At 62.4% G+C, this 14,509-nt stretch carries 13 protein-coding genes and 1 pseudogene; 8 read left to right on the top strand and 6 right to left on the bottom strand.

The window, feature by feature from the left end; translation table 11 throughout:
• Positions 1 to 12 precede the first annotated feature (12 nt).
• Genes K3180_RS00555 through crcB form a run of 5 tightly spaced genes read right to left on the bottom strand, consistent with a single transcriptional unit; the run spans position 13 to position 3,115 of the window.
• On the bottom strand, positions 13 to 702 hold the full coding sequence (locus K3180_RS00555) for an ATP12 family chaperone protein (RefSeq protein ID WP_221538047.1): 690 nt from the start codon (positions 700 to 702) through the stop codon (positions 13 to 15).
• On the bottom strand, positions 699 to 944 hold the full coding sequence (locus tag K3180_RS00550) for a hypothetical protein (RefSeq protein WP_221537717.1): 246 nt from the start codon (positions 942 to 944) through the stop codon (positions 699 to 701). The genes K3180_RS00555 and K3180_RS00550 overlap by 4 nt, the downstream gene beginning before the upstream one ends.
• Positions 931 to 1,590 carry an HAD-IA family hydrolase gene (locus K3180_RS00545; RefSeq protein WP_221537716.1) on the bottom strand — a complete coding sequence of 220 codons (660 nt, stop codon included), beginning with the start codon at positions 1,588 to 1,590 and terminating at the stop codon, positions 931 to 933. The genes K3180_RS00550 and K3180_RS00545 overlap by 14 nt, the downstream gene beginning before the upstream one ends.
• Positions 1,587 to 2,708, bottom strand: a complete 1,122-nt coding sequence (locus K3180_RS00540; RefSeq protein WP_221537715.1) for an RluA family pseudouridine synthase — start codon at positions 2,706 to 2,708, stop codon at positions 1,587 to 1,589. Before K3180_RS00540 ends, K3180_RS00545 begins: the two co-directional genes overlap by 4 nt.
• Positions 2,705 to 3,115 carry a fluoride efflux transporter CrcB gene (gene crcB, locus K3180_RS00535; RefSeq protein ID WP_221537714.1) on the bottom strand — a complete coding sequence of 137 codons (411 nt, stop codon included), beginning with the start codon at positions 3,113 to 3,115 and terminating at the stop codon, positions 2,705 to 2,707. The genes K3180_RS00540 and crcB overlap by 4 nt, the downstream gene beginning before the upstream one ends.
• Positions 3,116 to 3,321: 206 nt before the next feature.
• Between crcB and rpsU the strand changes: the two genes are divergently transcribed.
• From rpsU to K3180_RS00495, 8 genes are all read left to right on the top strand, one after another.
• Positions 3,322 to 3,528: a 30S ribosomal protein S21 gene (gene rpsU, locus K3180_RS00530; protein ID WP_011413239.1), complete on the top strand. Its 207-nt coding sequence runs from the start codon at positions 3,322 to 3,324 to the stop codon at positions 3,526 to 3,528.
• A gap of 135 nt (positions 3,529 to 3,663) precedes the next feature.
• Entirely contained in the window at positions 3,664 to 4,239 is a 576-nt protein-coding gene (locus K3180_RS00525; RefSeq protein WP_221537713.1) for an FKBP-type peptidyl-prolyl cis-trans isomerase, read from the top strand.
• Between the two features lie 80 nt (positions 4,240 to 4,319).
• Positions 4,320 to 6,023, top strand: a complete 1,704-nt coding sequence (locus K3180_RS00520; RefSeq protein WP_221537712.1) for a DUF4153 domain-containing protein — start codon at positions 4,320 to 4,322, stop codon at positions 6,021 to 6,023.
• A gap of 59 nt (positions 6,024 to 6,082) precedes the next feature.
• Positions 6,083 to 6,385 (top strand): Asp-tRNA(Asn)/Glu-tRNA(Gln) amidotransferase subunit GatC, encoded by a 303-nt coding sequence (gene gatC / locus K3180_RS00515; protein ID WP_221537711.1) that lies wholly within the window; start codon positions 6,083 to 6,085, stop codon positions 6,383 to 6,385.
• Positions 6,385 to 7,878, top strand: coding sequence for an Asp-tRNA(Asn)/Glu-tRNA(Gln) amidotransferase subunit GatA (gene gatA / locus K3180_RS00510; protein WP_221537710.1), 1,494 nt, complete (start codon positions 6,385 to 6,387; stop codon positions 7,876 to 7,878). Before gatC ends, gatA begins: the two co-directional genes overlap by 1 nt.
• Positions 7,869 to 8,243 carry a hypothetical protein gene (locus K3180_RS00505; RefSeq protein WP_221537709.1) on the top strand — a complete coding sequence of 125 codons (375 nt, stop codon included), beginning with the start codon at positions 7,869 to 7,871 and terminating at the stop codon, positions 8,241 to 8,243. The genes gatA and K3180_RS00505 overlap by 10 nt, the downstream gene beginning before the upstream one ends.
• Positions 8,236 to 9,732 carry an Asp-tRNA(Asn)/Glu-tRNA(Gln) amidotransferase subunit GatB gene (gene gatB, locus K3180_RS00500; protein ID WP_221537708.1) on the top strand — a complete coding sequence of 499 codons (1,497 nt, stop codon included), beginning with the start codon at positions 8,236 to 8,238 and terminating at the stop codon, positions 9,730 to 9,732. The genes K3180_RS00505 and gatB overlap by 8 nt, the downstream gene beginning before the upstream one ends.
• A 149-nt stretch (positions 9,733 to 9,881) precedes the next feature.
• Positions 9,882 to 12,044: a S46 family peptidase gene (locus tag K3180_RS00495; RefSeq protein WP_221537707.1), complete on the top strand. Its 2,163-nt coding sequence runs from the start codon at positions 9,882 to 9,884 to the stop codon at positions 12,042 to 12,044.
• Between the two features lie 77 nt (positions 12,045 to 12,121).
• Here K3180_RS00495 and K3180_RS00490 read toward each other — a convergent pair.
• A pseudogene (locus K3180_RS00490) lies at positions 12,122 to 14,509 on the bottom strand (TonB-dependent receptor).

The raw sequence follows: 14,509 nt of genomic DNA, 5'->3' as shown, positions 1-14,509 counted from the left end.
CAAACTTAGCGGCTAAACCGCACGCGCAAATTCTACAGCCGCCAGAAAATCGCTCTTCCGCTTCGCACGGCGTTCTTCGGCTTCCTCGTCGCGGCCCCAGAGGTCGGCTTGCCAGTCTTCTTCGAGGTTTGCCGCATCCCATAACGCTTCGGCATCGACACCTTCGCGCAGTGATTCCAGCCCGATACATAGCGATGCGGAAAGCGAGGTGGTCTGTTCCAGCGCGGTCAGCGTGAAGGGATCGAGCGCTTCCAGCCTTGCGCGCAGTTTCTCACGCGTTTCCGCAGTTTGCGGGCGATGTAGGATACCGCTGATGCGGTGCAGTTTCACACCCTCGCGCGCTTCCATTGCCGATACAATCGGATCCCACACTTCCTGCTGGCGGCGATAGAGCGGCTCTTCCGGATCGGCGCGGAAACAAAGCGTATCGGTTTCGGCATAACCGAGCAGTTTTTGGACTACTTCCGATCTGTCACCGCTCACTACGTCGAGCGCGTAATCGGCCATGTCACGGTGGCGGAAAGAGGCGGGCTCGATCACCTCGCCCTGTCCGCGCCACTCCTCGGCAAGCCGTTCAGCGAGCGCTTCGGTCGGTACGACTTGCGGCTGTCCACCTTGCGTCTTAAGCGGACGCCCGTCGAGAGCCACGATCCAGCCCTGCTCCGTCCGGGCAGTCGTAACGTCCTTGTAGAAGCGCTTCACCTTTCGGCTTTCCACTTCCTGGCGAGCGCAACGGGGAGGCCGAAATAGATGCCGACACCAGCGGCCAGCAGCAGGCCTGCGGCCCACTGCGGCATGGCCAGCTTTTCGGCCACGCCCGCAGCACCCGCCATCGCAGTAACGATGCCGACGAGGCGGATTCCCTGCAGGGTCCAGAATTTCGCGGCTGCGGGGTCACGGCCAGAATTTTGATCGGGATCGGGCGGCTGGTCACCGGGCTGCACAGATCATTTCCTCGAGTTGTTCCATCGTTTCGGCAACGCACTCTGCCCCTGCTTCCAGCAATTCGCGCGGTTCATGATAGCCCCAGGCTACTCCGATTGCGCGGACACCCGCCGCGCGGGCCATTTCCATGTCGAAGCTGGTATCCCCGACCATGACGGACCGGGATGGAGCGATACCGGCTTCCGCCAGCGCCACTTCGAGCATGGCGGGATGGGGCTTCGAAGGATGGCGATCCGCCCCCTGCAGCGTTGTGAAATGGTGTTTGATACCATGCGTGTCGAGGCAGGCATGAAGCCCGCGGTCGCTCTTGCCGGTGGCTACGCCAAGCAGCCAGCCCGCCGCCGCGAGACGTTCGATCAGCGCTGCCATGCCATCGTAGAGCGGTTCCTCGAGCAGACCCGACGTCCGCCGGTCCCGGTAGCCGGTTTTATAGGCTTCGAGCGCCACGAGGTGCTGGTCTTCCTGCGCATCCGGGGCGAGCCGCCGCAGCGCCTGCGGCAGGCTCAAGCCCACCATGCGGCGCACTTCGTTGCGGTCAGGCGGGGGAAGTTTTGCAGCGGCGAATGCCTCGGCCATCGTATCGCAAATCGCCGCCTGCCCGTCGACGAGCGTCCCGTCGCAATCGAAGATGACGAGGCGGGTCACTTCTTCCTGCCTGCGCCTTTCGGCCTGCCGCCGGTACCGCCGCGTGCACGGCGCGGCCCCCGCTGTGATTTCTTGTAGGTCTTGGCGTGCTGGCGGGCTTGCTGCTTCTTTTCCTCGCGCGATTTGGGCGGTGGATCGGCGCGCATCGGCAAAGCGTCGCTCGCCTTCTCGTCGAAACCGATCTGTTCCATGCTGGTCGCGAAATGCTCGGGCAGTTCGGCGGTGACGTCGAGCTTGCCGTCCGGACTGTCGATGATCAGGCGGCGCGCGTGAAGGTGCATCTTGCGGCTGACCGAGCCAGTGAGGAAGGCGTCCTTGCCGCCGTATTTGCCATCCCCCACGATGGGGTGGCCCATAGCCGCGCAGTGGACGCGAAGCTGGTGGGTGCGGCCGGTGAGCGGCTGCAGTTCCAGCCAGGCGGCCTTCTTGCCAGCGCTGTCGACGACGCGGTACTTGGTCTTGGCCGGCGCTCCGCCTTCGTGATCGACATGCATCTTCTCGCCGCCGGAGCCGGGCTGCTTGGCAAGCGGGGCTTCGATCACGCCTTCCCGGATATCCGGCACGCCGACGACCAGCGCCCAGTAGATTTTCTTGGCCGATCGGCCCGAGAACCGCTTGGAAAAGAACGCCGCGCTGCCGGGTGTGCGCGCCACCAGCAGGACGCCCGACGTGTCCTTATCTAGGCGGTGGACGAGACGGGGGCGTTGTTCGTTACCTTCGCCCATATAGGCATCCAGCAGGCCATCGACGTGGTTGAAGGTGTTGGTGCCGCCCTGCGTGGCGAGACCCGGGGGCTTGTTGAGCACCAGGGCGCTGTCGGTCTGTTGGATCAGCATGTCCTCGGCCTGTTGGATTTCGGCCTTGGTAAGCTCGCGCTTGGGCTTCGGGCCCTTGTGCGGTGCATCGCCGCCCGGGGGGACGCGGATCTGCTGGCCTTCGCTCAGCCGGTCGTCGGGCTTGGCGCGGCTTCCGTCGACGCGGATCTGGCCCGTGCGCGCCCATTTGCTGACCGTGCCGAAGCCGACCTGCGGCAGATGGCGCTTGAACCAGCGGTCGAGGCGAATGCCGTCATCATCGGCAGTGACAGTAAAGTTGCGGACTTCGTCGGAGGTCTTCACGCGGCCATCCTCATGATAGCAAGCCCCATCAGCAATCCGCTGATCCCGAGGGCGAAGGAAAGGACCGCATAGAGCGAGGCGAAGAGATATTGGCCCCGCTGGATCATCAGCACCATTTCGAGGCTGAAGGCGGAGAAGGTGGTGAAACCGCCCAGCACGCCCACGCCCAGCAGCAGGCGCATCTGTTCGCTGCTTTCGTTGCCGTGGCGGACCAGCCAGCCGGCCAGGATGCCCATCAGCAGGCTGCCGAGGGCATTGACCGCCAGCGTGGCGAAGGGGAAGGCGGATACAATCGGCGCACCGAGCCATTGCGTCATCGCGCGGCCGGTCTGGTAACGCAGCGCTGCGCCCACACCGCCGCCAATGGCGACGTGCAGCGTGGCAACGAGTGGGGACAGGGTGGACATGGTCACGCCACTAGCGGCTTGCGCGCCATTACGAAAGCCGCTCTAACGCACTTGCCTTTTTCCCGCCGAATCCGTATGTGCGCGCCATTCGAGCCGGTCCGGAACGGATTCGGCGCGCTTTTCGTTGAAGAAGCAGAACCCAATTCAAGGAGGCATACCCCGCTTTTGAGCGGGCTCTGGCCCGCAAAGTCGAGGTATTGAAGTTTATGCAGATCATGGTTCGCGATAACAATGTCGACCAGGCCCTCCGCGCGCTCAAGAAGAAGCTGCAGCGGGAAGGCGTCTATCGCGAAATGAAGCTGCGCCGCCACTACGAAAAGCCCAGCGAAAAGCGCGCCCGTGAAAAGGCAGCCGCAGTTCGCCGCGCCCGCAAGATGGAGCGCAAGCGTATGGAGCGTGACGGCATCAAATAAGGAGCCGTCGGCAAAAGTGGGAACCGGCTTCGCGCCTGGAGGGACCGCCCCAAAATTCCCGTTGATGCAAAGCACCAGACAAGCCATGAGGGCGCGGAGAAATCCGCGCCCTTTGCGTATCAGGACGAATTCTACATGACCGAGATTACCCGTGTACCGCTCCAGCCTATCAAGAAAGGCTCGCTGACCAAGCTCTGGCTCGGCGTGATCGTCGCAATCCTGCTGGGCGCGGGGCTCGCATGGGCCGCATCGCCGAAGTCTGCCGGTGTCGAGGTCCTCACCGAAGGCAATGGCCAGTCGCCTCAGATCGGTGATGTCGTGTTCGTGAACTATGTCGGCACGCTGGACGATGGAACCGAGTTCGACCGTTCGCGTCCGCTTCCCATTCCGCCGGGCTTCTTTCCCGAAGGCAGTCCGCTGCTGCTGGAAAAAGACGCGATTATTCCCGGTTTCCTCGACGGACTTTCGCAGATGGAGAAGGGCGGCAAGTACCGCCTCACGATCCCCGGCGATCAGGCCTATGGCGCGGAGCCGCCTCCCGGTTCGGACATCCCGCCCAATGCCGATCTGACTTTCGAGGTCGAAGTGGTCGACTTCATGCCGCGCGCGGAGTTCGAGGCCAAGGCGCAGCAGCTTCAGGCTATGATGGGGGCGATGGGCGGACCGCAGGGTCCCGAAGGCGAACCCGGGGCTCCCGAAGCGCCGGAGTAGTTTTCCGCAATTCCTCAGCTTTTCCTCATGCCGGGAAGCTGACTTTCGGCTAATCCCTCCTTCCGATGGAGGGATTAGCGATGACCGATACCGACACTACGCGCGATACCGACTGGTCGCTGCGCCCCTGGATGCTTGCCCTGTTGCTGGGCGTTGCGGGGCTGCTGATCCATTACGCCAGCGATTGGCAATACGGCAGCGTCCCGGCCTGGCGCGCGGCGCTAGCAGGCTTCCTGTTCTTCGGACCGCTGGCCTTCGCCTTCACGCTGGGCCGTGAGCGCTGGAAAGGGCCTCTGGCTTTCGCCCTGCTGGTCGGCGCCGTGATGGCGGGTATCGCCTGGCGGGTCGCACGGGCAGAGGATCATTACGCCGACGAGGGATATTGGCTGGCAGCAGGTATCGTCTCGATCGCGCTGGCCTTGCCGCTGTTCCAGGCGCGTTTCCATCGCTTGCGCTGGCGGACCTCCTACGACGACACGCATTTCCATGTCTGGACCGATGCCATAAGCGCAGGCGGGGCGCTGGCATTTACCGGTCTGTCCTTCCTGCTCGCCAATCTTCTGGCCGAGCTGTTCGCCGCTATCGAAATCGGGTTCCTGCGCGAACTTCTGGGGAAGGAATGGTTCAACTGGACCTTCGCCGGGGTGACCTTCGGCGCTGCGCTCGGGGTGCTCCGCAACCAGCTCAAGGTTATCGGCACGCTGCAATCGGTCGGGATGCTGGTTCTGTCGCTTATTGCGGTTCCCTTCGCCGGGGCGCTGGCGATCTTCATCCTCGCAGTATTGGTGAGCGGCCTCGAAGTGCTCTGGGGAGCGACACGCAGCCCGACGCCGCTGCTCCTCTCCTGCGCAGCGGCCAGTTTCGTGCTGGTCAATTCGGTCGTTCGCAACGGTGACGAGGAGGCCAGCAGGAACCGGGTGCTGCGCTGGGCGGCACTGGTGCTGGCGCTGGGTATCCTGCCGCTATCGATCATGGCGGCGATTTCCACCGGCACGCGCATCGCGGAATACGGCCTCAGCCCGGAACGTATCTGGGGCCTGATCGCGATCATGGTCGCAGTGGCATATGGCGTGGCCTATTTCGTCGCCCCGATCCGCGGACGGATGACGCAGTGGATGGAGCGCGTGCGTAGGGCCAATCTGCATCTTGCAGCCGGAACCTGCGTGCTCGCGTTTATCCTTGCGCTGCCGATCCTCGATTTCGGTGCCATATCCGCACGCGACCAGCTGGCGAGATTGCAAGCTGGCGAAGTCTCGGCAGAGGATTTCGACTTCGCGGCCCTGCGCTGGGATTTCGGCGATGCCGGGCGTGAAGCGCTGGCGAAGCTTGCCGCCAGCTCCAATGCCGAGATTGCGAATCTCGCCCAGGGTGCGCAGGCTCAAACCACCCGCAGTTACCGGAATACCATTCGCGACGAGACTCGGGACGAACGGCTGGCCAATTTGCGTATGCAGTTTGCCGATCCGGATTTGCAGAACGCCGTTCGCGCGCTCGTTCGCGACGCGGCGTTCATGTGTAACCAGCCCTGTGTCGCTCTCGATCTGGGACCGGCCAGCCAGCGCGAGGGAAGGGAAGTCGCTATCGTGACCGGGGGCGACGTCAGACGCGAAGTCGTGGACCCCCGGAATATCCCGCAGGAAGGAACGGTACAGCCGCGACCGATCGACTTGGGGCGGGATGACGACCAGCCCGAAGTAGGCCCGAATTCCGTGGTTGAAATCCGGGAATGGAAGGGCCGCCAGATTTATGTCGATGGCAAGCCGCTCGGCGAACCGTTCGAATGATGTTGCACCGCCGCATAGCCGCTTGAAGAGAACCCCCTGCGCGGCTAGTGCGCACACCCATGTCAGTCACACGCGAAGAAGTGGCCAAGATCGCCTCGCTCGCCCGTATCAAAATGGGTGACGAGGAACTCGATCGAATGGTCCCCGAACTCAACAATATCCTCGACTGGGTCGAACAGCTGGGCGAGGTCGATACCTCCGGTGTCGAGCCGATGACCGCGGTCATCCCGAACAAGTTGCGCCTGCGTGACGATGTGGTCGATGCGATCCCCGAAACTTCGGGTGGTCGGCGCGAGGATATACTCGCCAATGCACCGGCGGCCGAACACGGCTTTTTCGGTGTGCCGAAGGTGATCGAATAATGCCCGAGAACGCAAATGAACTGACCAATCTGGGCATCAAGGCCATCCGCGATGGCGTGGCCGGCGGCGAGTTCACCGCGCGCGAAGTGGCCGAGGCGTTCAACGCTGCCGTGGCTTCGGCGAGCGAACTCAACGCTTTCATCGTCACCACGCCCGATCACGCCCTTGCTGCGGCCGATGCCACCGACGCGAAACGCGCCAGGGGTGAAGACCTCGGCAAGATGGGCGGCGTGCCTATCGGAATGAAGGATCTCTTCGCCACCAAGGGCGTGCAGACCACTGCTGCCAGCCATATCCTCGAAGGCTTCAAGCCGCAGTATGAAAGCACCGTCAGCCAGAAGCTGTGGGATGCGGGCGCGGGCATGCTTGGCAAGCTCAACCTCGACCAGTTCGCCATGGGCTCGTCGAACGAGACGTCCTATTTCGGCAACGTCAATTCGCCATGGAAGAAGGATGGCACCAATGCCGCGATGAGCCCGGGCGGTTCGTCGGGCGGGTCGTCCTCCGCCGTTGCAGCGCGCATTGCGCCGGCTGTCACCGGCACCGACACCGGCGGTTCGATCCGCCAGCCAGCAGCCTTCACCGGCATTTGCGGGATCAAGCCGACCTATGGCCGCTGCAGCCGCTGGGGCGTGGTCGCCTTTGCCAGCTCGCTCGATCAGGCGGGGCCAATGGCGCGCAGTGTCGAAGACTGCGCGATTATGCTAGAAGCCATGGCCGGGTTCGATCCCAAGGACGCGACCAGCCTGGAAATGGATGTGCCCAACTGGGAAGCCGCACTCGATGCGGACCTGACGGGCAAGAAGATCGGTATCCCGCGCGAATACCGCATGGAGGGCACCGACCGGGCGATCCTCGACAGCTGGGAACAGGGCAAGGCCATGCTGCGCGATGCAGGCGCGGAGATCGTCGACGTCTCGCTGCCGCATACCAAATATGCGCTGCCCGCCTATTACATCATCGCCCCGGCAGAAGCCTCGTCCAACCTCGCGCGCTATGACGGCGTGCGATACGGATTGCGCGACCTTCCCGAAGGTGCCGGCCTGCAGGACATGTATGCCGCAACCCGCGCTGCCGGTTTCGGCGATGAGGTGAAGCGACGTGTGCTGATCGGGACCTATGTGCTCAGCGCCGGTTTCTACGATGCCTATTACACGCAGGCGCAAAAGATCCGCACGCTGGTGGCACAGGACTTCGAAAAGGCCTTCGAGGCATGCGACGTGATCCTCGCGCCGACCACGCCGACCGCCAGCTTCCCCCTCGGCTCGCTCAACGACGATCCGCTGACGATGTATCTGAACGACGTCTTCGCCGTTCCTGCATCGCTTGCGGGCCTCCCGGCAATGAGCGTGCCTGCCACGGTGAATTCTGACGGTCTGCCGCTCGGCCTCCAGATCGTCGGCAAGCCCTTCGACGAGCAGGGCGTGCTGAATGCGGGTCTTGCCATCGAGCAGCGGGCCGGGTTCGACGCGAAGCCGGAGAAATGGTGGTGAATGGCTTTGAATGGATTGTTCTTGGCCTAATCCTATTCGGTATGGTCATCCCATTCTGGTTGATGACCTACTTGACCGCAAAGATCAGCCGAACCTCTCGCGATGCTGGGCCGCACAGGATCATGAGGTACAATGAGGTAATGGACTACCTCCATTCAGGCCTCAAAAGATCGAAAATCGATGGCCTCAGCGGTGCTTCTCTCGTCGCAACGATCAGGGAGCTGGAAAATTATCCGGAGCATCGGGACGTGACTCTTCTATATCTCGAAGAAATTACCATCACCGGCTCTGGAAAATTTGACGAATTGGCTAAGAGCGAAATCCAGAAACTCGAAACCTATCTGTTAGGACTAAAGGATGACTAGCTACCGCATCCAGGGCGCAAAGGGCGAATGGGAAGTCGTGATCGGCCTCGAAGTCCATGCACAGGTCACTTCCAATGCCAAGCTGTTCAGCGGCGCTTCGACCGCATTCGGCGCGGAGCCGAATACGCAGGTCAGCCTCGTCGATGCAGCGATGCCGGGTATGCTTCCGGTGCCGAACCGCGAATGCATCCGCCAGGCGGTGCGCACGGGCATGGCGATCGAGGCGCAGATCAACAAGTGGAGCCGGTTCGACCGCAAGAACTACTTCTATGCCGACCTGCCGCAGGGTTACCAGATCAGCCAGCTCTACCACCCGATCGTGGGCGAGGGGCAGTTGCTGATCGAGGCCGACGAGAAGGCCGGCATTCCCGAGGATAAAATCATCGGGATCGAGCGCATCCACGTCGAACAGGACGCGGGCAAGCTGATGCACGACCAGCATCCGACCATGTCCTATGTCGATCTCAACCGTACCGGCATTGCGCTGATGGAAATCGTTTCCAAGCCCGACATGCGCAGCCCCGCCGAAGCGGGCGCCTATGTCCGCAAGCTGCGGTCGATCCTGCGCTATGTGGGCAGCTGCGACGGGAACATGGAAGAAGGCTCGATGCGCGCCGACGTGAACGTCTCCGTCCGCCGCCCGGGCGAGGAATTCGGCACGCGTACCGAAACCAAGAACGTGAACTCCGTGCGCTTCGTGATGCAGGTCATCGAATACGAAGCCAACCGCCAGGTCGATGTGATCGAGAATGGCGGTACGGTCGATCAGGAAACACGCCTGTTCGACGTGGCGACCGGCACGACGCGGACCATGCGCAGCAAGGAAGACGCGCATGACTATCGCTATTTTCCCGATCCGGACCTGCTTCCGCTGGAGCTGGAAGACAGTTTCCTCGAGGATTGCCGCGCCAGCCTGCCCGAACTGCCCGATGCCAAGCGCGCGCGTTACGAGAGCCAGCTTGGCCTGACGCCCTACAATGCGCGCGAGCTGACCGCAGAGGTCGAGACTTTCGGCCGGTTCGAAACTCTGCTTGCCGCGACCGTAGCGAAAATCGGCAAGCCCGAGGCGGAGGTCGCCACGCAGGTCGCGAACTGGGCTCTCTCGGTCGCCCCAGGCGTGGTCAAGTCGCTGGGCGAAGAGGCAAACATCGCCAACGCCACCGCTGAAGCGCAGGCCAGCATCCTCGCAATGCAGGACAAGGGCGAAATCTCCGGCGGGCAGGCCAAGGAGATCTACGAAATCGTCCTGAGGACCGGCCGCGATCCGCAGGAAATCGCCGATACCGAAGGGCTGAAACAGGTCAGCGACACCGGGGCGATCGAAGCGGCCATAGACGAGATCATCGCCAATAATACCGACAAGGTTGAGGAATACCGCGGCGGCAAGGACAAGTTGTTCGGCTTCTTCGTCGGGCAGACGATGAAGGCGATGCAGGGCAAGGCCAACCCGGCGGTGGTCAACCAGTTGCTGAAGGACAAGCTGGGCTGAACTTCGCTACAACCGGCAGGGTGAACGCGGGGGATATTCGTCGACCCGACAAGTAGCCCGCCGAGCGCCTTCTTGCTCCGCAGTAGGTTGACCTTTACGCCCTCCGCCATCGTGCGCCCTTTGCGCACAAGGTAGGGGACTGTACTTCAATGAGAAAAATTACGACCGTCGCCGCCCTCCTGGCGTGCGCCGCATCCGCGCCGCTTGCTGCCAAGGAAGGCATGTTCACGCCGAAGCAGTTGCCGGAGATCGCGGAAGATCTGCGTGCAACCGGACTCGAAATCGATCCCGAGGCGCTGACCGATCTGACCGGTTTCCCGATGGGAGCCATCGTTTCGCTGGGCGGGTGTTCGGCCAGCTTCGTTTCACCGGCTGGCCTGGTGGTGACGAACCACCACTGCGCGCGCGGATCGGTCCAGTACAACTCGACCGCCGAGAACAATTATCTCGTCGATGGCTTCCTCGCCAAGGCCAAGGGCGACGAACTGCCAGCCGCTCCGGGCTCGCGCATCTACGTCACCACGGCGCTGACAGACGTAACGCAGCGCATGCGCGAAGGCACCGAAACTCTCTCGCCGACCGAGCGGTATGAGACGGTCGAGCAGCGCATGAAGGACATCACCGCCGAATGCGAAGAGAAGGCGGGTTACCGCTGCCAGGTCGCCAGCTTTTACGGCGGTGCGGAATATACGCTGATCGAGCGGCTCGAAGTGCGCGACGTGCGCCTTGTCTATGCCCCGGCGGATTCGATCGGCAAATACGGCGGCGATATCGATAACTGGATGTGGCCGCGCCACACGGGCGATTTCGCTTTTTATCGCGCCTATGTCGCCCCCGATGGTTCGGCTGCGGATTATGCGGAAGAGAACGTACCCTACCAGCCGGAACATCACCTGAAGGTAAGCGCGGGCGGCCTGAAGGAAGGCGATTTCGTGATGGCCGCGGGCTATCCCGGATCGACTTCACGCTATGCCACGCTGGCAGAGGTGGAGAACACCTTCAGCTGGACCTACCCGACTTATGTCACCCTGCTCAACGAGTGGATCGATACGATCGAGGAAGCGGCGCCAGAGGGTTCGGATGCGCGGGTGAAATATGAATCGCTCCTCGCCGGATTGAACAATTTCGAGAAGAATACGCGCGGTCAGCTCGAAGGCGCCCGCCGCGTGGGGCTGGTCGACCTGCGCCGCGAGCGCGAGGAAGCACTGGCTGCGTGGATTGCGGCCGACAGCAGTCGCGCCGCTTATGGCGAGGCCATTGCCGGCCTGCAGACTCTCTCACAGGAAAGCGCCGAGGCTGCGCAGGAAGCCTTCTGGTACGGCTTCGCGACCCGTCCTGCCCTGCTTTCGGCGGCGCAGCGCCTCTATCGCCTCGCGCACGAACGTCAGAAGCCCGACGCCGAGCGTGAACCGGGTTTCCAGGAACGCGACATGACCTTCTTCCGTCAGGGACTTCAGGCGCTCGACCGCCGTTATGAAGCCTCGGTCGACAAGGCACAGTGGATGCTGTTCCTCGAAAGCTATCTGGATCAGCCTGCTGGAAACCGCGTTGCCGTGTTCGACAATGCACTGGGGCTGACAGGCGAGATCGATGAGGCGACCCTGTCGACCAAGCTCGATGCATATTACGCGGGCACGTCGCTAGGCGATACTGAAACGCGCCTGTCGCTGATGGATGCCACACCTGAGGATCTGGAGGCATCGGACGATCCCTTCATGCAGCTTGCAGTCGCGCTCTACGAGTACGAGCGCGGACTGGAAGCCGAGAGCGAAGAACGCTCCGGTCGCGCGCTGGCGCTACGCCCGGGCTACATGGAGGCGATCACCCAGTGGCAGCGTTCGCAGGGTCTTGCGACCTATCCGGACGCGAATTCCACTTTGCGGGTTACCTACGGCACCGTGCTGGGGGGCTCCCCCAAGGACGGCATGGCCTATATGCCGTTCACCACGCTCGAAGGCATTACCGAAAAGGACACCGGCGAAGATCCCTTCAATGCGCCCGAACGGCAGCTGCAGGAAATCCGCGAGAAGGACTACGGCAGGTATTACTCGCCCGAAGTAGGTTCGGTCCCGGTGAACTTCCTGTCTGACCTCGACAGCACCGGTGGAAACAGCGGTTCGGCCACGCTCAATGCGCGCGCCGAACTGGTTGGCCTGCTGTTCGACGGGACTTTCGAAAGCGTCAATTCCGACTGGCACTTCGACCCGCGCACCACGCGCACGATCCATGTCGACACCCGTTACATGCTTTGGGTGATGGACAAGGTCGACGGTGCCCAGGGTCTGATCGAGGAAATGGATGTGGTCGAGTAATCCTCCACCGCTCAGACAAATGTAAAAGGCCGCCGGAGCGCTAGGCTCCGGCGGCTTTTATCACTCTTGAGACCTGATTAGTCGCCGAAGCGTACAGCCAGCTGGATGCCGAAGAGTTGCGGTTCGGCCGGGATGAAGGTCGGGATGCCGAAGGCACCGCCGGTGTTTCCGGCATCGAGCAGATATTCCTCGTCGAAGGCGTTGCGGATGAAGCCGGCGATTTCATAACGGTCATCGGCAAAGCTGATCCCCGCGCGGGCGTTGACCAGCGTCACCGGCCCCTGGCTGATAAGCGGATTGTTGGGCACTTCGAAGAAGATCTGGCTGCGATGCGTCACGCTCGGCGTGGCGAAGAAGCGCGTGCCATTGCCGGATTCGTAATCGATCGTAAAGCCGCCTGCGGCCTGCCATTCGGGTTGCAGGCGGAAGCGCGCACCCGAAAATTGCGGCGAGAAGGCATCGTCTTCGTCGATCCCGCCGTCGATATAGCCGACATTGCCGAACAGTTGGAGCCAATCGGCCACGTCGATCGCCACTTCGGCTTCGACCCCGAGGTTGGACGCCTTGCCCGCGCTTTCGGTGACGAAGGCGCCTGTCGGATTGCCATCGGCGTCGAGCTGCGCAACGCTCACCTGGAAGCCGTCATAGACCTGGTAATATACCCCCAGCGCGCCCGAAATCGGCCCGCTGGCGAGCTTGATTCCGCCTTCATAGTTCCACACAGTTTCCTCGGGCACGTCGAGCCGGTTGGCGATGGCGGTGCCATCGGCGTCGCGGCGCGCGCCCAGCTGGACGATCGGCGAACGGCGGCCCTTGGATAGGGTGGCGAAGACGTTGACGTCATCGCTGATCCGGTAAAGCGCGTTGAAGCGCGGCAGGACAGCTTGGAAGGCATCGTCGGCAGTGAAGGTCTGGCCGCGCGTATCGATTTGTCCGGGGATCAACGGTGCGCCGCTCAGCACGCTGTTCGGGACATCGGCAAAGAAGCCTGACTGGCGATATTCGTCCAGCAGGCGGATACCCGCGGTCAGCTCAAGCGCGTCGGTGGCGAACCAGGTCAAATCGCCAAAAATCGAATAGGCTTCGTTGCGGCCCTGATTTTCGAACACCGAAGTGTAGGGGATCGCGCTGATGAGGCCGCCAGTGGCAAGGCCGGTCACTGCGGCTGCGGGCACGCTGCCGTCGTCTCCGACACAGGGAATGCCGGGGATCAATGGCGCTCCGAACAGGCTGGTGAGGCACTGCAGGTAAGTACCTTACTCGGTCGAAAAAGGCACGTTCTGGCGACCGTCCTCGATAAACAGATTCCAGCCCGCGCTGGCGCGCAGCTTGCTGCCAGCGTAGGTGAAGCGCCCTTCATGGCTGATCTGCCAGCCCTCGGCGATTTCAGCAAATTCGAGGAACGGAGCGGCCGAGCCATCGGCATCGAATACTTCGGCACTGTCGAACTGGCGATAGCCGTTGACGGTGGTGAAAGTCCAATCGTCGGCCAAGGCGTATTCAGCGGTCATGTTAAGGTCGTAAACCTCGCGGTTGAGGCCCAGCTGATCGTCGCCCAAATGCTGCGCCGAGTAGGGCGAGCCGCCCAGATTGGCATCGACAAAGGCGTTGGCCGGACCGCCCGGCGCACCAGCGAAAGCCGGGAACCGGCCCGAGATGAACGGGGTCCCGCCATTGCGCTGCTGGTCGAAAGTGCCGATCACGTCGAGGGTGAAATCGGCAGTCGGCGTGTAGCGGACCGAGGCGCGAATGCCGAGCTGGTCCTGCGCGTAGAGATCTTCTTCCTGGTTTGCGGCGAGATTTTCGACATAGCCGTCGCGAGTGCGCCATTCAAAGGCGATACGCCCGGCAATCGTACCGTTGCCGTCGTTAATGTAGCCGCCCAATAAAGTCTGGTTGAAATTGCCGTAGCCGCCGCGCAGCTCACCCGAAAAGCCTTCGCGCGGACGCGCCGAGACAAGGCTGATCGCGCCCACCGCCGATGCGGTGCCGAACAAAGTGGCTTGCGGACCCTTGATGACCTCGACCCGTTCGAGATCGTAGATCGCCTGATAGCTGCCGCGCGAGCGTGAGATGTCGACGCCGTTGTAATAGAGCGTAACACGCGGACCCTGCTGCGCCGAGCCGCTGTCCGAGGTGATCCCGCGAATGACGACGCCCGGATTGTTGGCGCTCTGTTCCTGGATGTTGAGGCCGGGAATGTAGTTTGAAAGTTCGTCGAGATCGGTGACGCCCAGTTCTTCAATCCGTTCGCCGGTGACGGCTGAGATAGTGATCGGAACATCCTGCGCGCGCTGTTCGACTTTCTGCGCGGTTACAATGATGGTGTTGCCCGAATTGGCGGTTTCCTGCGCCTCGACCGCGGCAGCTTCGGTAGAGGCCTCAACCTCGACGTTTTGCGCGAGCGCGGGGACGGCAGGAAGAGCTATAGATGCCAGCAAGGCGGCGCGAAAAGCGATTGTCAT

The sequence above is a fragment of the Qipengyuania huizhouensis genome, assembly GCF_019711635.1.
GTDB classification, from domain to species: domain Bacteria; phylum Pseudomonadota; class Alphaproteobacteria; order Sphingomonadales; family Sphingomonadaceae; genus Qipengyuania; species Qipengyuania huizhouensis.
Note: the sequence above shows the minus strand (reverse complement) of the source record. Positions and strands in the feature narration are given on the sequence as shown.

Coding starts and splice junctions, on each gene's coding strand:
- crcB (WP_221537714.1), bottom strand. CDS start 3,115: ATGTCCACCCTGTCCCCACTCGTTGCCACGCTGCACGTCGCCATTGGC.
- rpsU (WP_011413239.1), top strand. CDS start 3,322: ATGCAGATCATGGTTCGCGATAACAATGTCGACCAGGCCCTCCGCGCG.
- K3180_RS00525 (WP_221537713.1), top strand. CDS start 3,664: ATGACCGAGATTACCCGTGTACCGCTCCAGCCTATCAAGAAAGGCTCG.
- K3180_RS00520 (WP_221537712.1), top strand. CDS start 4,320: ATGACCGATACCGACACTACGCGCGATACCGACTGGTCGCTGCGCCCC.
- gatC (WP_221537711.1), top strand. CDS start 6,083: ATGTCAGTCACACGCGAAGAAGTGGCCAAGATCGCCTCGCTCGCCCGT.
- gatA (WP_221537710.1), top strand. CDS start 6,385: ATGCCCGAGAACGCAAATGAACTGACCAATCTGGGCATCAAGGCCATC.
- K3180_RS00505 (WP_221537709.1), top strand. CDS start 7,869: ATGGTGGTGAATGGCTTTGAATGGATTGTTCTTGGCCTAATCCTATTC.
- gatB (WP_221537708.1), top strand. CDS start 8,236: ATGACTAGCTACCGCATCCAGGGCGCAAAGGGCGAATGGGAAGTCGTG.
- K3180_RS00495 (WP_221537707.1), top strand. CDS start 9,882: ATGAGAAAAATTACGACCGTCGCCGCCCTCCTGGCGTGCGCCGCATCC.